Source organism: Gillisia sp. Hel1_33_143 (genome assembly GCF_900104765.1).
GTDB lineage: Bacteria > Bacteroidota > Bacteroidia > Flavobacteriales > Flavobacteriaceae > Gillisia.
This window is the reverse complement of the sequence record NZ_LT629737.1, coordinates 2152270-2169654: the sequence shown is the minus strand read 5'-3', so window position 1 is coordinate 2169654 and position 17385 is coordinate 2152270. Positions and strand designations below refer to the sequence as shown.

At 34.0% G+C, this 17385-nt stretch carries 18 protein-coding genes and 1 other RNA gene; 9 read left to right on the top strand and 10 right to left on the bottom strand.

The window, feature by feature from the left end:
- Positions 1 to 76 precede the first annotated feature (76 nt).
- Complete coding sequence (locus tag BLT84_RS09980) at positions 77 to 652, bottom strand: fasciclin domain-containing protein (RefSeq protein WP_091265166.1); 576 nt, start codon at positions 650 to 652, stop codon at positions 77 to 79.
- Between the two features lie 197 nt (positions 653 to 849).
- Between BLT84_RS09980 and BLT84_RS09975 the strand changes: the two genes are divergently transcribed.
- Both BLT84_RS09975 and BLT84_RS09970 read left to right on the top strand, forming a co-directional pair.
- Positions 850 to 1569: a hypothetical protein gene (locus tag BLT84_RS09975; protein ID WP_091268183.1), complete on the top strand. Its 720-nt coding sequence runs from the start codon at positions 850 to 852 to the stop codon at positions 1567 to 1569.
- A gap of 75 nt (positions 1570 to 1644) precedes the next feature.
- Positions 1645 to 1905, top strand: coding sequence for a putative signal transducing protein (locus BLT84_RS09970; RefSeq protein WP_091265163.1), 261 nt, complete (start codon positions 1645 to 1647; stop codon positions 1903 to 1905).
- A 64-nt stretch (positions 1906 to 1969) separates the two neighbouring features.
- Here BLT84_RS09970 and BLT84_RS09965 read toward each other — a convergent pair whose 3' ends face one another.
- Positions 1970 to 3595 carry an ABC-F family ATP-binding cassette domain-containing protein gene (locus BLT84_RS09965; protein ID WP_034891098.1) on the bottom strand — a complete coding sequence of 542 codons (1626 nt, stop codon included), beginning with the start codon at positions 3593 to 3595 and terminating at the stop codon, positions 1970 to 1972.
- Between the two features lie 176 nt (positions 3596 to 3771).
- Here BLT84_RS09965 and BLT84_RS09960 point away from each other — a divergent pair, with 176 nt between their 5' ends.
- Complete coding sequence (locus BLT84_RS09960) at positions 3772 to 5196, top strand: hypothetical protein (RefSeq protein WP_231929285.1); 1425 nt, start codon at positions 3772 to 3774, stop codon at positions 5194 to 5196.
- 73 nt (positions 5197 to 5269) lie between these two features.
- Here the strand turns inward: BLT84_RS09960 and fsa are convergent, their stop codons facing one another.
- From fsa to ffs, 3 genes are all read right to left on the bottom strand, one after another.
- Complete coding sequence (gene fsa, locus BLT84_RS09955; protein WP_034891092.1) at positions 5270 to 5923, bottom strand: fructose-6-phosphate aldolase; 654 nt, start codon at positions 5921 to 5923, stop codon at positions 5270 to 5272.
- 42 nt (positions 5924 to 5965) lie between these two features.
- Positions 5966 to 6790: an SDR family oxidoreductase gene (locus tag BLT84_RS09950; RefSeq protein ID WP_091265160.1), complete on the bottom strand. Its 825-nt coding sequence runs from the start codon at positions 6788 to 6790 to the stop codon at positions 5966 to 5968.
- Between the two features lie 41 nt (positions 6791 to 6831).
- Positions 6832 to 6931: signal recognition particle sRNA small type (gene ffs, locus BLT84_RS09945), an RNA gene on the bottom strand.
- A gap of 87 nt (positions 6932 to 7018) precedes the next feature.
- Between ffs and BLT84_RS09940 the strand changes: the two genes are divergently transcribed.
- Both BLT84_RS09940 and BLT84_RS09935 read left to right on the top strand, forming a co-directional pair.
- Positions 7019 to 8074, top strand: a complete 1056-nt coding sequence (locus BLT84_RS09940; RefSeq protein ID WP_034891086.1) for a glutaminyl-peptide cyclotransferase — start codon at positions 7019 to 7021, stop codon at positions 8072 to 8074.
- A complete protein-coding gene (locus BLT84_RS09935) occupies positions 8075 to 8479 on the top strand; it encodes an acyl-CoA thioesterase (RefSeq protein ID WP_091265158.1) in 405 nt (134 codons plus the stop codon).
- Positions 8480 to 8491: 12 nt separating this feature from the next.
- On the opposite strand, the gene hemL is transcribed toward BLT84_RS09935, so the two are convergent.
- From hemL to BLT84_RS09915, 4 genes are read right to left on the bottom strand one after another with little or no spacing between them, the layout of a single operon-like run.
- Positions 8492 to 9778, bottom strand: coding sequence for a glutamate-1-semialdehyde 2,1-aminomutase (gene hemL, locus BLT84_RS09930; RefSeq protein ID WP_091265156.1), 1287 nt, complete (start codon positions 9776 to 9778; stop codon positions 8492 to 8494).
- Between the two features lie 3 nt (positions 9779 to 9781).
- Positions 9782 to 10627, bottom strand: coding sequence for a glucosaminidase domain-containing protein (locus tag BLT84_RS09925; protein WP_034891076.1), 846 nt, complete (start codon positions 10625 to 10627; stop codon positions 9782 to 9784).
- A 1-nt stretch (position 10628) separates the two neighbouring features.
- Complete coding sequence (locus BLT84_RS09920; RefSeq protein WP_231929542.1) at positions 10629 to 11558, bottom strand: 1-aminocyclopropane-1-carboxylate deaminase/D-cysteine desulfhydrase; 930 nt, start codon at positions 11556 to 11558, stop codon at positions 10629 to 10631.
- Positions 11559 to 11616: 58 nt separating this feature from the next.
- Positions 11617 to 11958: a hypothetical protein gene (locus BLT84_RS09915; RefSeq protein WP_091265149.1), complete on the bottom strand. Its 342-nt coding sequence runs from the start codon at positions 11956 to 11958 to the stop codon at positions 11617 to 11619.
- 33 nt (positions 11959 to 11991) lie between these two features.
- Here BLT84_RS09915 and BLT84_RS16165 point away from each other — a divergent pair, with 33 nt between their 5' ends.
- The 4 genes from BLT84_RS16165 (at position 11992) to BLT84_RS09895 (ending at position 16667) form a co-directional block, all read left to right on the top strand.
- Positions 11992 to 12171, top strand: a complete 180-nt coding sequence (locus BLT84_RS16165) for a DUF5522 domain-containing protein (RefSeq protein ID WP_034891066.1) — start codon at positions 11992 to 11994, stop codon at positions 12169 to 12171.
- Entirely contained in the window at positions 12168 to 14213 is a 2046-nt protein-coding gene (locus BLT84_RS09905; RefSeq protein ID WP_091265146.1) for a urocanate hydratase, read from the top strand. Before BLT84_RS16165 ends, BLT84_RS09905 begins: the two co-directional genes overlap by 4 nt.
- 22 nt (positions 14214 to 14235) lie before the next feature.
- Positions 14236 to 14781, top strand: a complete 546-nt coding sequence (locus BLT84_RS09900) for a DUF4136 domain-containing protein (protein ID WP_091265143.1) — start codon at positions 14236 to 14238, stop codon at positions 14779 to 14781.
- Positions 14782 to 14909: 128 nt separating this feature from the next.
- Entirely contained in the window at positions 14910 to 16667 is a 1758-nt protein-coding gene (locus BLT84_RS09895) for an aromatic amino acid hydroxylase (protein ID WP_091265140.1), read from the top strand.
- Here the strand turns inward: BLT84_RS09895 and BLT84_RS09890 are convergent, their stop codons facing one another.
- A complete protein-coding gene (locus BLT84_RS09890) occupies positions 16668 to 17282 on the bottom strand; it encodes a DUF4230 domain-containing protein (protein WP_034891054.1) in 615 nt (204 codons plus the stop codon).
- Positions 17283 to 17385 lie beyond the last annotated feature (103 nt).

Below are 17385 nucleotides of genomic sequence, written 5' to 3'. Positions count from 1 at the left end.
TCCAAAATTAACAAAGGTCATTTTCAATTAAGAAAATGACCTTTGTTAATTTAAGAACCCCATGCTCTTAAAAAAATTATTTTGATGGTAATAGTACGGTATCAATAACGTGAATAACTCCGTTAGATTGATTTACATTAGCAATAGTTACAGTAGCCACATTACCAGCAGCATCTTTAATTTTTACATTTTTACCATCCATCATTGCGGTAAGCTCAGCACCATTTACAGTTTTAAAGGTAGCTTTTCCATTTCCCATTTTAATAGCATTTACAACATCTTTAGCTTTAAAGTCTCCAGCTAAAACATGATAAGTTAAAACCGCTTGTAATTTCTCTTTGTTCTCTGGTTTCAAAAGTGATGCTACCGTTCCTTCCGGTAATTTTTCAAAAGCAGCATTTGTAGGTGCAAAAACAGTAAAAGGTCCATCTCCCTGTAATACTTCAACCAATTCTGCAGCCTTCACAGCAGCAACAAGGGTTGTATGATCTTTAGAATTCACTGCATTCTCAATAATGTTTTTACTTGGATACATCTCTGCTCCACCCACCATTATACTTTTTTCCTTATTCATTTTCTGAGCATGTACCTCAGCAGTTGAAAATAATACGATCCCACAAATTGCAATTGCTAAAAATTTTAAATTTCTCATAATATGTTGATTTAGTTATCTGTATAAACAAACGAGAAATAGCTAAATGCGGTTCTAACAAATAGCTGAATTAATACTTCTTTAACTTTTGTATATCCCAAAAAACAGGTGATTCAACCTTCAAAAAATAAATTTTTATTTGACGTTGGCAATTCAGTATCAATTAATTAATTTAGTTGAACGCAAAGTTGATGATGATGAAAATTCTAAACACAAACATTCCCACAAAAATCTTAGAAGCCAGAAATAAGCGCATTACTGCGAATGATATTTTGGAATCTGTTCGCCAAATTTTGGACAAAGACGAGCAGAGAGAGAAGAACATTCAAAGAACACTATCTGAAGGATCAGATCTCTCTAATAACGAATTTAATATAGATCTTTTAAGTTCTGAAAAGATATTCCATATCTCTGATATTAAAAAAATATGTGTTCTATACAGATTAAGATTTTTAGATAGCAACTATTTTAAAGGCGCTCTTCCCTACGAGGCTTTAATTAAAATTAAAGAAATAGAAAATACTCATCATATCGAGCTTAAAGGATTCAAGATCATGGCGCCCTCAAAATTGTTCAAATTGGAGAATGCAGACGACCCTTTATTATTTGCACCTATAGGGAATGATTACTTCTACTTAATTCATTCTTGGGGTAAAGACCTACATCCTTTCAGAAAGTTGCTTATGTGGCCATTCAAGGAGATTGAGAACCTTCTTATTACTTTAGCGCTATTTAGTGTTGTGTTAACGCTTATGGTTCCAGATGGATTGTTTAGTCCACATACTACAACATCAGAATACATTATGACTTTCTTTTTTATTTTTAAAGGGGTAGCAGGAATGGCTATATTTTATGGTTTCAAAAAAGGTAAAAATTTTAGCTCTTCCATATGGAATAGTAAATATTACAACGCTTAGAACGTTAAACTCTTTAAAAAACGTTGATAATACAGATTTGCTTTATGTATTTTAGAATATCTAAAACTAAATATTATGAGCACAGAAGATAATTATCAAAGAGTATACACAGGTTCTGATGTTAATGTACAATATCTTCAAGAACTTTTTCAAAAAGCAGGAATCTCTTGTAGAGTGCGCAACGATTTTGATTCTGGTTTGAGAGCAGGATTTGGTGGAGGGCTCCCGGGACAAGTGCAACTTTTTGCCGTAACTTCTCATCTAGATGTAGCTCAAAAGATTGTGGCTGCAACTTTCAAAGAAGATTATTCTGATGAAGAAGATCAAGGCCTTTAAAAAGAATTCAAATAAAAAACCCTCAATGAATATTTGAGGGTTTTTAGTTTTTATATATTAAGAATTACACTTTATACATCTTATCGCGTTGCTCTTTTATCTTCTTATCATCCATATACTCATCAAAACTCATATACCTGTCAATAACTCCATTAGGAGTTAATTCTACCACTCTATTAGCTACAGTTTGTGCAAATTCATGATCGTGAGTGGTGAACATTACAGTTCCTTTAAAATTCTTAAGCGAATTATTAAAAGCTGTAATAGATTCTAGATCTAGGTGGTTGGTAGGTTCATCTAACATTACAACGTTAGCGCGCATCATCATCATTCTACTTAACATACATCTTACTTTCTCTCCACCGGAAAGTACATTTGATGTTTTTAATGCCTCTTCCCCACTAAATATCATTTTACCTAGAAATCCACGAATGTAAACTTCTTCTCTCTCTTCATCTGTTTTAGCCCATTGGCGTAACCAATCTACAAGCGTTAGATCGTTTTCAAAAAATTCTGAGTTATCTAGTGGTAGATAGGATTGGGAAGTAGTTATACCCCAATTATAAGTACCGGTAACAGCTTTTTGATTTCCGTTTATGATCTCATAGAATGCAGTTGTAGCTCTAGAATCTCTAGAATACACTACTACTTTATCTCCTTTTTTAAGATTAAGATCTATATTTTTAAAGATTGTCTCTCCGTCTATAGATGCTTCCAATCCTTCTACGTGTAAGATCTGATCTCCGGCTTCTCTATCTCGTTCAAAGATGATGGCTGGATATCTTCTACTAGAAGGCTTAATATCTTCAATATTTAATTTATCAATCATCTTTTTACGAGATGTTGCTTGCTTAGATTTCGCAACGTTCGCACTAAATCTCATGATAAATTCCTGCAACTCTTTCTTCTTCTCTTCTGCTTTCTTATTCTGTTGAGAACGTTGTCTAGCAGCTAACTGAGAAGATTCATACCAAAACGTGTAATTACCACTGTAATGATTGATCTTTCCAAAATCTATATCAGAAATATGAGTACAAACCGCATCTAGAAAGTGACGGTCGTGAGATACTACTATTACTGTATTCTCATAATAAGCCAAAAAGTTTTCCAACCAGATTATTGTTTCATAATCCAGGTCGTTGGTAGGCTCATCCATGATCAATACATCCGGATTTCCAAAAAGTGCTTGTGCTAATAACACACGTACCTTTTGCTTACCATCAAGATCCTTCATAAGTGAGTAATGATAATCTGCAGAGATCCCAAGATTTGAAAGCATAGAGGCAGCATCGCTATCTGCATTCCATCCATTCATTTCTTCAAATTCCACCTGTAACACCCCTACTCGCTCTCCATCTGCATCATTGAAATCTTCCTTAGCATAGATCTCATCCATTTCCTTTTTTATTTTGAATAATGGCTTATTACCCATAATTACTGTTTCTAAAACAGTATATTCATCATAAAGGTTGTGGTTTTGCTCTAGAACAGACATTCTCTTTCCTGGCTCTAGAAAAACTCTACCACTAGTAGGTTCACTTTTTCCAGAAAGGATGTTTAAAAATGTAGATTTTCCAGCACCATTAGCACCAATAATTCCGTAGATATTCCCCTGTGTAAAAGTGGTATTTACCTCATCGAATAAAACACGCTTACCAAATTGAACTGAAAGATTTGAAACTGATAACATAGATATATATTTCTTCTCGTAAATTTTTGCAAAAGTAGCTAATATTGTCCAATAGATAAAAGATTAACTTTTTAATTCAGCCTTTTAACTATCGATTAACAAAAGAAGACCTATCAAAAATTATATTTGTTACGTTGTAATTATTTCCAAATACCCCTAGAATTCCCAATCCTCTTATGAGAACTATAATATCCCTCTCAATACTGCTTTTATTTGTGGGACTGACTTCCTGCAATAGTGACATTAAGAACACTCAAAAAGTATTTATTGGTGGTCAAATTGAAAATCCAAGTAGCGAATATGTCATCATCTCTAAGAACGATGTAGATATAGATACATTTCAGCTAAATGAAAATAATAGATTTAGTGGAGAGCTAAATAATATTGAAGCAGGCCTATACGTTTTTAAACATCCACCCGAAAATCAGATCATGTATTTAGAACCAGGAGATAGCACACTGGTTTTTGTTAATACCTTAGATTTTGATGAATCTATCAATTTTAGCGGTAAGGGCGCCAAAGAAAGTAATTTTCTTAATAAGATCTATCTTCAAAATCAAAAGAACAACGATCTTATTCTTCATTATTATAAAGTTAAGCCTGAAGAGTTTGCTTACAAAACAGATTCTATAAGAGAAGCAAGAACCTTAGACCTAACAGCTCTTAGAGATAGATATGATCTATCTGAAGAATTTTACGACCTAGCTGCTGCTAGTATAAATTATGAATTCTACGATCTAAGAGAGCGATATACTTTTTTAATTGAAAAGTATTATCACGAATATGCAAATAACATACCTTCAGATTTTCATGAGTATCGCAAGGATATTTCTTTTAATGATAAAGCATCTCAGGATAATTATATTTACTTGAACTTTTTAGATGATTATTTTAGATCGAAATCTATAGAAGATTGTAAGTCTAGAAAAAGCAGTTCTGAAGAATGTTACGATCTAAACAGTTATGAAAACATAAAGAGTAGAATGAAAATGGTAGATTCTAATATTGAGATAGAATCAATTAGAAATTCATTTTTAGAACTTTTGGCGGCTCAGGGAATTATCTATTCTCAGAATAAAGAGAATATCAACTCTATCGTGGAAACTTTGAAATCCATGAATTACTCTGGCAGACAATTGGAGGATATTGAGCAAATGGCTATGATCCAAAATAATTTGCTGCCTGGCTCTAATATCGGTCATTTAAAACTATTGAATAGTAAAAATGAGCCGGTTATGTTGAAAGATATTTCAAGAAAACCTATAATTACCTACCATTGGACCTTAAGTTCTCAAGGACACCACAAATGGGAAAATAATATTATTGAAGACCTTAGATTTAAGTATCCAGAGATCAATTTTATAGGCATTAATATAGATAAAGATCAATTTGATATTTGGCAAAACAGAGTTGCTCAGGAAGTTTATGATCAAAATTTTGAGTATAAATTAGAGATCATCACCGTAAAGCAGAAACTACTTAAAAACTACCTGAATAAGCTGCTTTTTGTAAAAGCAGATGGGACAATAGTTAGAGGAGATGTACAATTGAATTCTCCTGAACTTGAGAATAAAATTTTAGAATTTATCAGTCAGAAATAGCATCTTAAAATATCACAAATCAAAAAATCCCAAAGTTACCTCTGGGATTTTTTTTATTATTTTATAAGGTAATTTAATTTCCCTTATTATAATCTGCTAAAAATTGTTTTAAACCGCTATCTGTTAAAGGATGTTTTAATAAACCTTCAATAGAAGAAAGCGGCCCGGTCATTACATCTGCCCCAATTTTAGCACATTCTAATATATGCATGCTATGACGTACTGAAGCTGCAAGAATTTCAGTTTCAAATCCGTAGTTATCATAGATCAATCTAATATCTGCAATCAGATTTAATCCATCTGTAGAAATATCATCTAATCTACCAATAAATGGAGATACATAAGTTGCACCTGCTTTTGCTGCTAACAAAGCTTGTCCTGCAGAAAAAACTAGTGTACAATTGGTTCTAATTCCCTTATCGCTAAAATATTTAATAGCTTTAATTCCTTCTTTTATCATAGGAATCTTAACCACTATTTGCTTATGAAGCTTAGCTAGTTCTTCACCTTCTTTAACCATTCCATCAAAATCTGTAGAAATTACTTCTGCACTCACATCTCCATCTACAATATCACATATCTTCTTGTAATGATTAATGATATTTTCTTTTCCGGTAATTCCCTCTTTTGCCATTAAAGAAGGATTGGTTGTAACTCCATCAAGAACTCCAAGATCCTGAGCTTCTTTAATTTGATCAAGGTTTGCAGTGTCAATAAAAAATTTCATAGTGGTTTTTTTAAGTTTTATAGAAAATTTTGTGTTGTAAAATTACAATTTATAATGTTTGAGCAACATCTTCTCATATACTTTATCTGGTAGAATCCTTTTAAGCGCAATAGAAAATTTCTGTAATGGTTCTCCCACCTTGTAATGCCCTCTAGGTTTTTTGGTAGTAATTATCTTATAGATAGCTTTTGCCATTACCTGCGGATCTTTACCGTGATCTACATGCTCATTCATAATATTTAAGGTACGCTCATAGGAAGTTTCATATGGAGAACCTTTAATTACAGGAGCATGAAATCTCCCTGCCGCAATATTGGTAGCAAAATCTCCAGGAGCAACATTAGTCATACTAATATTAAAGTCTTTAAGCTCCATTCTAAAGGCTTCTGTAGTTAGTTCTAAAGCTCCTTTTGAAGCTGAATATATACCGCGATATGGTAAGCCCATATACCCAGCAATAGAGGTAATATTTATTATAAGCCCTGATTTTTGCTTTCTCATTTGAGGCAATACAGACTTAATTACATTTAATGGCCCAAAATAATTGGTATCAAAAGCTTTCTTTATTTCAATTTCCGGAGTTTCTTCAAGCGGGCCTGTAATTCCAACCCCTGCATTATTTATAAGTACATCTAACCTACCCTCTTTTTCTATGATTGAATTAACCGCAGCAGTTATCGTGTCCACTTTAGTAACATCCAAAGCAACTAATTCAAATTTTAAAGAAGATTGATTTTGAGGATTTCTACTCGTACCGTAAACCTTATAATTTCTATCAGAAAGATATTCTGCTATAGACTTTCCTATTCCTGAAGAACCACCAGTAATAAGAACAACTTTTGAAGTTTGAGAGGCATCTGTTTTCATAGCTCACAAAGATGCGATAATATTTAAATATCAGATACAAAAAATGGCAAGCTACCCACATCACACCGCTTCGACCGCCTACCCTTGCTGCGTTCCCGCCCTGGGGGGATTCAGCAGGAGCTGGTTGTGTGGGACTTGCCGAGGCAAATATACAATCTTTGATACATTTTACAAGTATTTTTTAAACTGATTTAATTAATTTAGCCCTTAGCAAAAACGCTAATTTTTATGAAAAAAGCTAACCTCCTGTTACTGTTTATTTTAAACTTCATTTTAATTTCTTGTGGAAGTAATTCTGATAAAAAAATAAGTGATTATTCTTTAAAATTAAATCAAGTTAAGGCAGAATATCATCTAGGAGATCAGTTAGAAGTCTCTATTTTGAATCCAAAAAGTAAAAAAATAGACTCCGTTAACTTTTACCTTCAAGATAAATTAATCTCAAAAAAGCCAGAAGAGACCAATTTGAAGTTAAAGCTTGAGAGAGAAAAGTTGGGTAATCAAAAAATAAGCGCATTTATCTATTCTGAAGGCACTACAGATACCCTACAAACTTCGGTAAAAATATATAATGATGCACCTCCCGCAATTTATACCTATAAGATCATTAATACCTATCCTCATGATCAGGGAGCATATACGCAAGGCTTAGAATTCTTAAATGATACTTTATACGAAAGTACAGGGCAATACGGAAGTTCTTCATTGCGTATTACTAATTTTGAAACGGGAAAGGTTCTTAAAAAGATAGATCTAGACGCAAGATATTTTGGAGAAGGACTTTCAATTCTAAATAATAAGATCTATCAATTAACATGGCAAAAAGGAGTTGGCTTTATTTATAATATAGAAACTCTCGAAAAAATTGGCAGTTTTAATTTTAATCAAAGTAAAGAAGGATGGGGACTATGCAATGATGGAAAGAAATTCTATAAAAGTGATGGTACAGAGAAGATCTGGACTTTGGATGCTCAAACGCTGGCTGAACTAGATTATATACAACCTACAACAAACAGAACGATCTCTACACAGTTAAATGAACTAGAATGGGTAGATGGTAAAATATACGCGAACACTTATCAAAAAGACGGAGTAGCCATCATTAATCCTAAAAATGGAGCTATTGAAGGTATCATAGATTTCCATGATCTAAGAGATAATGTTACACAACACCCAAAACTAGATGTATTAAACGGAATTGCATATAATCCGAATACTAAAAGATTGTATGTTACCGGAAAGAACTGGGATAAATTGTTTGAGGTAGAAATTATAAAAAAATAAATGAGTTATACTCCCGAAATATTTGAACAGCAGCTAAAGGTTTCTGAATCTGATCTTGATGATTTGCAACATGTAAATAATGTACAATATGTGCAATGGATACAGGATATTGCGAAGTCTCATTGGGAATCTAGAGCTAGCTGCGAAATTAAAGAACGCTATTTTTGGGTAGTTATAAGGCACGAAATAGATTATAAGAGGCAGGCTTTCTTAAATGATAACTTGCTTTTAAAAACATTTATTGGAGAACAGACACATGTAACTTCAAAGAGACATGTCCATATATTAAATAAAGAAAATGGAGATATTTTGGTAGAAGCAAAGTCTACGTGGTGCCTCATGGATTATTCAACAAAAAAACCCGTAAAGATCTCTGAAGAACTATTACGAGTTTTTTGTAAATAAGATACTATCTACTTATAGTGTTTTTGATATTTCGCGTACTGCATGTATCGTTTTGTCTATATCTTCATAAGATAAGGCTTCAGTAATGAACCATGTTTCGAATGCACTTGGAGCAATATAAATTCCATGATCTAACATTCCATGGAAGAACTTTTTAAAAGTTTCATTGTTGCCATTCGCAGCAGTATCAAAATCAACTACCCTTTCTTCCGCAAAATGAACAGAGATCATAGAACCAAATCTATTGATAGTATGAGTAATATTATTCTCTTTTAAAACCTTTGCAATTCCTTCATGTAAATATTGAGTCTTTTTATTGATACTTTCAAAGATCTGCCTATTTTCATCTAGCTCTGTAAGCATTGCTAATCCTGCAGCCATTGCCAAAGGGTTACCACTTAATGTTCCGGCTTGATATACAGGTCCAATTGGAGCTAAATAATTCATGATTTCATTTCTAGCAGCGAAAGCACCTACCGGCAAACCACCTCCAATAACTTTTCCAAAACATACAATATCTGCCTTAACTCCAGAAGTTTCTTGTACACCTCCAGGGGCCAATCTAAACCCTGTCATTACCTCATCAAATATCAACAAGATGTCATTAGTATCACACAATTCCCGAAGTCCTTCTAAAAACCCTTGTTGCGGTGGAATACATCCCATATTTCCGGCAACCGGTTCTAAAATAATACAGGAGATCTCCTTTTTATTAGCCTCAATTAATTGCTTTACACTATCCAGATCGTTGTATTTGGCTAAGAGCGTATCTTTTGCTGTTCCCTGAGTTACACCGGGACTATTTGGAGTTCCAAACGTTATGGCTCCACTCCCCGCTTGTATCAAAAATGAATCGCTATGCCCATGATAACAGCCTGCAAATTTTATGATCTTTTCTTTTGAATTGAAACCTCTCGCCAGTCTAACTGCACTCATACAAGCTTCTGTTCCAGAATTCACGAACCTGATCTTGTCTATATTAGGAACCATTTTTACCGCTAATTCTGCAATTCTGGTTTCAATTTCTGTAGGAGTTCCAAAACTGGTTCCCTTTTTAGCTTTTTCGATAACAGCATCTACCACAGGCTTATGGGCATGACCCAAGATCATTGGCCCCCAAGAATTAATGTAATCTATAAACTTATTCCCGTCTGCATCATATAAATAAGCTCCTTCAGCACGTTCTACAAAAATAGGATCTCCCCCAACCGCTTTAAAAGCTCTAACGGGAGAATTTACTCCACCTGGAATTACCTTTTGCGCATTCTCAAATAACTCACTACTTCTCTTATAAATCATATTTTAATATTGGTTATTAGCAGGAGACACCTTTAATCTCTGGCCTATAGCAAGATCATTAGATCTTAGATTATTAACTTCCTGCAGCATTTCTACTGTGGTATTAAATCTTTTTGAAATTGAATACAACGTATCCCCCTTTTCAACGGTATATGTTTTGAATCCAGAATTTGAACTTGCTTCTGCAATTTCAGAGCTGCGTTCTCTTCTTCTAGATTTCTTACCTAAAACTTTTTCATCAAAATGATTTAATTGATATTTTTCTATCATATCTATCAATTTTCTAGGATAAAGCCTATCTGTAGCATATCCTGCAGCTCTTAAACCTTTCGCCCAGCCTTCATAATCATCTATATCCAGATCAAAAAGATTAGAATATCTTCGTCTCTCACTTAAAAATAAGGAGTGATCTCTATATGAGAATTTAGGATCATTATATTTCCTGAAACATTCCTGAGAACGATCGTCATCGTGATACACTTTATCGCCTTCCCAATCATGGCATTTTATTCCGAAATGATTATTTGCTCTTCTTGTGAGTTCTCCCCTTCCAGCACCAGATTCTAAAATACCTTGAGCCAATGTTATACTTGCGGGGATGTTGTAAAGTCTCATTTCTTCCATAGCGATGTCTGAATATTCTGAAATGTATTGCTCTACAATATTTGCATAGCTTCCGGTAGGTCTAGATCTTACCTCTGCATCTACAGGTCTGGCCGGAATTGCTCTGCTTTCTCTTTTGTTTTCTGTTCTAGGGGTAGATTTACGAGAAGTGACCTTTTTTTTGCTTCCGCAGGAAGCAGCCATAACAACTACTAAGATCAAGAATAAAAGTCTTTTGAAGATCATTCTAAATTTCGATTAAGGGTAATTTCTTTTTAGACAATTGCTTATTCATACCTTCTATGCCCTGTAAGCCTCCTGTATGAACGGCTAAAATACGAGAATTTTCAGGAATAGAAGATTTTTCGATCAGGTCAAAAATACCAAAAATCATCTTTCCTGTGTAGATAGGATCTAATGCGATCTGATATTTTCTCTTAAAGTTATTTAAGAAATTAATTAGCTCTTCATTCACTTTGGCGTAACCTCCAAAATGGTAGTCTGTTACTAACTCCCAATTTGTTTTTGAAGTAAAATTTCTAATTTCAGAGCTTAAGAAATCTCCTTTTAACGCAGGAAAACCCAAAACTTTTTGATCTGAATGGGATGCGTTTATGATGCCGGAGATTGTTCCTCCTGTTCCCACCGCACAGCAAATAATCTCGAAATTAGATTCTGCATCAGTCATGATTTCTGCACAGCCTTTAACTGCAAGCTCATTAGTTCCGCCTTCAGGAATTAGATAAAAATCACCAAAATCAAATTTCAATTTTTCAATAAATTCTGATGAATCTTTCTCTCTATATTTTTCTCTGTTTATAAAATGAAATCCCATCCCTTGCTCTTTTGCAAATCTTAGAGTAGAATTATGATTTAAGGTAGTATTTAGATCTACACCCAATTCTTCTCCTCTTATGATTCCTATCGTTTTAAATCCTAAAAGTTTTCCTGCTGCTGCAACAGCCGCAATGTGGTTTGAAAAAGCACCTCCAAAAGTGAGAATGGTTTTACTACCGTTATTTTTAGCCTCTTGAAGATTATATTTTAATTTTCTGAATTTGTTTCCGGAGACGAAGGGATGAATAAGGTCTTCTCTCTTAATATGTAAACTAATGTTGTGTGCTTTAAAATGCGTAACTAGCTCAACGGGAGGTTCAACAAAATTAAGATCCATCATTTTCATCATATAGCAAAGATTGGAATTTTAGCATTATTCTATCCCTAAATTCTATTCTTTATTTTGATGCTATTTTTAGGTAATTAACCCAGCTCCATATTTTTCGCTTCTTCAGATATAGAAGATTAGCTTCTTGTTGATAAGACTCCCTTTCAAATGAGATATTTCTATAAGCTAAATACGCATTACCGTAGTATTTATATTTCAGAAGAAATTCTAAGAGATATATGATATAAAAAGGTAAAATCAACATTTCTAATTGTTGTTGTAAATGAATTTTTTCATGATTCATAAATACAGGGTCTTCTTTTAATTTTTCGTCTCTTAAAATAACGAAAGGCCAAATACTAATACCCAGAAAGCCTTTCTTTAATATATACTTGTTAATTATAAGGATCATAGGTTTGAATATAAGAAATTGTATTTTTGTAATATGAGCTTTTTAAAGAAAAAAATTCCTCTAGAAGAGGGTGATTATTATTTAACTCCAGAGGGCTATAGATGTTTTACAGAGCAATATCATTTAAAAAGAGGCTATTGTTGTGAAAGCGGATGCAGACATTGTCCTTATGGATATAATAAGAATACAAATAAACAGCAACCGAAAAAATGACATTCAAAGAACAGATCTTACAAGGAATACCTTTTGAACTTCCCTCCAAAAAAGTTTTAAATCCCTCTGCAAATCATGCACCAAAACGTAAGGACATCCTTAATAAAGAAGAAAAACAATTAGCGCTTAGAAACGCTTTAAGGTATTTTGATGCTGAACATCATGCCACGCTTCTTCCAGAATTTAGAGAAGAATTAGAGAAATATGGTAGAATCTATATGTATAGGTTTAAGCCTGAATATGAAATGAAAGCCAGAGCTGTAGAAGAATATCCGGGTAACTCTTTACAAGCTCGTTCTATCATGCTCATGATACAGAATAATTTAGATCCGGCAGTAGCACAACATCCGGAAGAGTTAATTACCTATGGTGGGAATGGGGCTGTTTTCCAGAACTGGGCACAGTATTTATTAGTGATGCAATATTTAGCTGAAATGGAGGAAGACCAAACCTTGGTGATCTATTCTGGGCATCCAATGGGGTTATTTCCTTCAAACACCAATGCTCCTAGAGTAGTGGTTACTAACGGAATGGTAATTCCTAATTATTCCCAGCCAGATCATTTGGAAAAGTTTAATGCTCTGGGAGTATCTCAATACGGGCAAATGACTGCTGGAAGCTATATGTACATTGGGCCTCAGGGAATAGTTCATGGTACCACAATTACCATTTTAAATGCTGGTAGAAAAATAGCAAAGAACAATGAAGATTTAGGGGGTAAACTATTTGTAACCTCCGGACTTGGAGGTATGAGCGGCGCACAACCAAAAGCTGGAAATATTGCTGGATGCATCACTGTATGTGCGGAAGTCAATGAAAAAGCAGTTCATGTAAGACATTCTCAAGGTTGGGTAGATGAAGTTATTTCAGATCTTGAAGAACTTACCGCAAGAGTTAAAAAAGCAAAAGAAAACAAAGAAACGGTGTCTATCGCCTTTCATGGGAATATAGTTGAAGTGTGGGAACATTTTGATAAGGCAAACATGTATATAGATCTTGGAAGCGATCAAACTTCATTACACAATCCATGGGCCGGTGGATATTATCCTGCAGAATTAAGTTTTGAAGAAGCTAATAAAATGATGAGTGCCAATCCAGATCTTTTTAAAGAAAAGGTGCAGCAAAGTTTACGGCGACACGCAGATGCTATAAATAATCATACCAAAAAAGGAACTTATTTTTTTGATTATGGAAATGCTTTTCTTTTAGAAGCCTCCAGAGCCGGAGCTAAGATATATATAGATGAAAATGATCATTTTGTGAGTGCCGCTGAATTGAATAAAGAGAAAGCTGAAAATGCTCCTTTTGCATATCCCTCTTACGTACAAGATATAATGGGGCCAATGTGCTTTGATTATGGCTTTGGCCCTTTTAGATGGGTTTGCGCGTCTGGAAAAGATTCAGATCTAGATAAAACTGATGCTATTGCAACACAAGTTCTTGAAAAACTGAAAATAGGAGCTCCTGAAGAAATTCAATCTCAACTGGCTGATAATATTAAATGGATTAAAAATGCAAAAAAGAACAACCTTGTAGTTGGCTCTAAAGCTAGAATACTATACGCAGATGCTATAGGTAGAATGGAAATCGCACAAGCTTTTAATACTGCTATTGCCAATGGAGAATTAGAAGGAGCTATCATATTAGGAAGAGATCATCATGACGTTTCCGGTACAGATTCTCCTTACCGTGAAACTTCCAATATTTACGATGGCTCTAATTTTACGGCAGATATGGCTATACAAAATGTAATAGGCGATAGCTTTAGAGGTGCTACCTGGGTTAGTATTCATAATGGTGGTGGCGTAGGATGGGGAGAGGTTATAAATGGAGGATTCGGTATGGTTCTTGATGGGTCTAAAGCATCTGAAGATAAATTAAAATCTATGCTATTTTGGGACGTTAACAATGGTTTAGCACGACGTTCTTGGGCAAGAAATAAAGAGGCTGTTTTTACTATAAATAGGGCGATGCAAACAGAACCCAAGTTAAAAGTAACCATGCCTAATTTTGTAGATGATTCTTTATTTTTAGAAGAGTAGTAACCCTCTAAAATTTAAATTTATGAAATTCTTAAAAATTACATTTACAATGTTTCTGTTTGCTGCACTTCTTACATCTTGCAGCTCGGTTAAAGTAGCATCAGATTATGATCAGTCTGTAGATTTTAATAAGTATAAGACCTACGCGTTTTTCAAACCTGGAATAGATAAGGCAGAAGTTTCAGACCTAGATAAAAAAAGAATCTTACGCGGTATAGAATCTGCCATGAGCGCGCAAGGTTATATGAAATCTGAAGACCCGGACATGTTGGTTAGCATTTTTACCAAAACTAATGAGAACATTAATATCTATCAAAATAACATGATGGGTTTCTATGGCTACGGATGGGGAGGCTGGAATCCTTATTATTGGGGAGCTGGTCGTAATACCATTTCTTCAACAAGTGAAGGTACTCTTTATATAGACCTTATAGACGCTAAAGACAAAGAACTAATCTGGCAAGGTATGGGAACAGCTGCACTTGCTACAGATGTTTCTAAAAAACAAAATAGAGTGAACGAAATTGTAGCAGAAATATTAAAGAAATTCCCACCTGGAAAAGAATAAGTAAATATTCTAAACGCTTCCAATTGGAGGCGTTTTTTGTTGAAAACAGTTTTATTTTCTTGGAGCCCTAAGTTGATACTATCCAAACCTAATTTTGTATCTTTAGGCTGCAAAAACACCATACATATATGTTAGAAGAAATTCAATCTAATGAGATTTTAGACCGGCTACCAGATCATTTGCAACAATTTATCAAACCTCAGGATTATGATGAATATACAGCAATAAATCAGGCAGTTTGGAGATATGTGATGCGAAAGAATGTGGATTATCTAAGTAAAGTTGCTCATAATTCTTATTTAGAAGGTCTTAGGCAAACAGGGATCTCTATAGATAGCATTCCCAATATGTATGGAATGAATAGAATTCTAAAGGAAATTGGATGGGCAGCAGTTGCCGTAGATGGATTTATTCCACCAGCGGCTTTTATGGAATTTCAAGCTTATAACGTTCTTGTTATTGCAAGTGATATAAGACAACTAGATCATATAGAATACACTCCTGCTCCAGATATAATTCATGAAGGTGCCGGGCATGCTCCAATCATTGCCAATCCAGAATATGCAGAATATTTAAGACGTTTTGGAGAAATTGGTTGCAAAGCGATCTCGAGTGCTAAAGATTATGAAATGTACGAAGCCATTCGTCATCTTTCTATAATCAAAGAAGCTGAAGATACACCTGAAGATGTAATTCGTGAAGCTGAAGAGAAAGTAGATTTTCTTCAGAATAATATGGGAAAGCCTAGTGAAATGGCTCAAATTAGAAATTTACACTGGTGGACCGTAGAATACGGACTTATAGGAACTGTGGAAGAGCCAAAGATCTACGGTGCAGGACTTTTATCTTCTATTGGAGAAAGCGCTTGGTGTATGACAGATAAGGTGAAAAAAAGACCTTATAATCTAGAAGCTGCCAATCAAGAATTTGATATTACAAAACCACAACCTCAATTATATGTCACTCCAGATTTCTCTTATTTAAGTCAGGTACTTGAAGAATTTGCAAATACCATGTCGCTAAGAAAGGGAGGTTTATCTGGATTGGAAAAGTTAATTAATTCCAAGAATTTAGGCACTATTGAGTTGAGCACCGGAATACAGATTTCTGGGAATTTTACCAAAGTTATTTCTTATCAGGATCGTCCAATATATTTTCAAACAACTGGTAAAACTGCATTATCAAATAGAGATAAAGAACTTGTAGGGCATGGGGTTATAAATCATCCTAATGGTTTTGGATCTCCCATTGGAAAACTAAAAGGGATCAATCTAGCTATTGAAGATATGAGCCCTAGAGATCTTAGAGCTTATGATATCTATGAGGGCGAAAATATTACTTTTGAATTTGAAGGTGGGATTTTTGTAACAGGGGATATCATAACCGGCACTAGAAATCTTCAAGGTAAAATAATTCTGATAAGTCTAAAAAATTGTACGGTTACCTATAAAGATGAAATATTATTCCAACCAGAATGGGGCAATTATGATATGGCTATAGGGAAAGAAGTAATTTCTGCCTTTGCTGGTCCAGCAGATCCTTTATCTTTTGATCTTATTACTCATAAAGTTTCAAGCACCACCATAAAGAGTAAAAGTTCTGAAGAGAAAATAGAATTGGAAAGTTTGTATCAAGCAGTAAAGAACAATAGAAATGGTGAAAACACTAAATTCTCTCTAGAAGCAGCTTTCGAAATTGCTAAAAAACATCATCCAAAAGATTGGTTACTTTCTGTTGAAATATATGAATTGGTTTTAGACAGAGATCCAAAATTTGCAGCTAAAGTGAAAGAACATTTACATGAAGTTAAAGCACAACGTAAAGATATCGCTCACTTAATTGATGGAGGAATAGAACTCGTAGAAGCTAATTTAATGGTGAAATAACTATAATTTTAGTGACTCCAGATCTTTATTACTGTTAAATGAATTACCATTATACTCTAAGGTCCACCCCATAGAGTTGGTTAAAATATAAATTTTTTGAAGTTCGCTTATCAACCTATTCTTAGCATTGGTCTTTAGGGAGGATTTCTCAATTTTCGCACTTATGAGTTTTGTTACTTTTTTCTGAATGGTATTATAATCTTCTGCTTCAAATTGATTTAGATAATCTTGAGTAACGTCATAATATTGAATATTAGGATTGATCTTGATCTCCTCATCCGGGATATAAGTAATGGTAACGGTCTTAGTTTCTGGGTGCACTTCTGTCTTTAATTTACTAAGATCATAAGATACTGTTACATCTGCATTTACTATTATAAGAGCTTTTTTTCTTGCAGAAAATATATCTAGGTAGTACTTCTTAGAATCTTTATAGGAGAAAACTTGAGAAAAATTGCCTTCGGTAACCACCAGCTTCCCAACATTCTTTATTTGTTTTTGGATAAGATTGGTACTTTCTAGCAATTGATCTCTCTCATTATTCTTAGATTCAAAATATTGATATCCAAAAAACACAACCAAAAGTAAAAGAACCACCGCAATAATCTTTCTCATAGCTTAGAATTTAGGCTAAAGATACTAATAAGAAGAACGGATTATTATAAATTTAAGTGAAGAAGTGGTGTATAATAAAAATGCTTATGGACGGCCCCACCCG

Bases quoted from the DNA above. Each gene is read 5' to 3' on its own strand.
- BLT84_RS09975 (WP_091268183.1), top strand. From the start codon at position 850: ATGAAAATTCTAAACACAAACATTCCCACAAAAATCTTAGAAGCCAGA.
- BLT84_RS09970 (WP_091265163.1), top strand. From the start codon at position 1,645: ATGAGCACAGAAGATAATTATCAAAGAGTATACACAGGTTCTGATGTT.
- BLT84_RS09980 (WP_091265166.1), bottom strand. From the start codon at position 652: ATGAGAAATTTAAAATTTTTAGCAATTGCAATTTGTGGGATCGTATTA.
- BLT84_RS09960 (WP_231929285.1), top strand. From the start codon at position 3,772: ATGAGAACTATAATATCCCTCTCAATACTGCTTTTATTTGTGGGACTG.
- BLT84_RS09905 (WP_091265146.1), top strand. From the start codon at position 12,168: ATGACATTCAAAGAACAGATCTTACAAGGAATACCTTTTGAACTTCCC.
- hemL (WP_091265156.1), bottom strand. From the start codon at position 9,778: ATGATTTATAAGAGAAGTAGTGAGTTATTTGAGAATGCGCAAAAGGTA.
- BLT84_RS09925 (WP_034891076.1), bottom strand. From the start codon at position 10,627: ATGATCTTCAAAAGACTTTTATTCTTGATCTTAGTAGTTGTTATGGCT.
- BLT84_RS09935 (WP_091265158.1), top strand. From the start codon at position 8,075: ATGAGTTATACTCCCGAAATATTTGAACAGCAGCTAAAGGTTTCTGAA.
- BLT84_RS09950 (WP_091265160.1), bottom strand. From the start codon at position 6,790: ATGAAAACAGATGCCTCTCAAACTTCAAAAGTTGTTCTTATTACTGGT.
- BLT84_RS16165 (WP_034891066.1), top strand. From the start codon at position 11,992: ATGAGCTTTTTAAAGAAAAAAATTCCTCTAGAAGAGGGTGATTATTAT.
- fsa (WP_034891092.1), bottom strand. From the start codon at position 5,923: ATGAAATTTTTTATTGACACTGCAAACCTTGATCAAATTAAAGAAGCT.
- BLT84_RS09895 (WP_091265140.1), top strand. From the start codon at position 14,910: ATGTTAGAAGAAATTCAATCTAATGAGATTTTAGACCGGCTACCAGAT.
- BLT84_RS09890 (WP_034891054.1), bottom strand. From the start codon at position 17,282: ATGAGAAAGATTATTGCGGTGGTTCTTTTACTTTTGGTTGTGTTTTTT.
- BLT84_RS09900 (WP_091265143.1), top strand. From the start codon at position 14,236: ATGAAATTCTTAAAAATTACATTTACAATGTTTCTGTTTGCTGCACTT.
- BLT84_RS09920 (WP_231929542.1), bottom strand. From the start codon at position 11,558: ATGATGGATCTTAATTTTGTTGAACCTCCCGTTGAGCTAGTTACGCAT.
- BLT84_RS09940 (WP_034891086.1), top strand. From the start codon at position 7,019: ATGAAAAAAGCTAACCTCCTGTTACTGTTTATTTTAAACTTCATTTTA.
- BLT84_RS09915 (WP_091265149.1), bottom strand. From the start codon at position 11,958: ATGATCCTTATAATTAACAAGTATATATTAAAGAAAGGCTTTCTGGGT.
- BLT84_RS09965 (WP_034891098.1), bottom strand. From the start codon at position 3,595: ATGTTATCAGTTTCAAATCTTTCAGTTCAATTTGGTAAGCGTGTTTTA.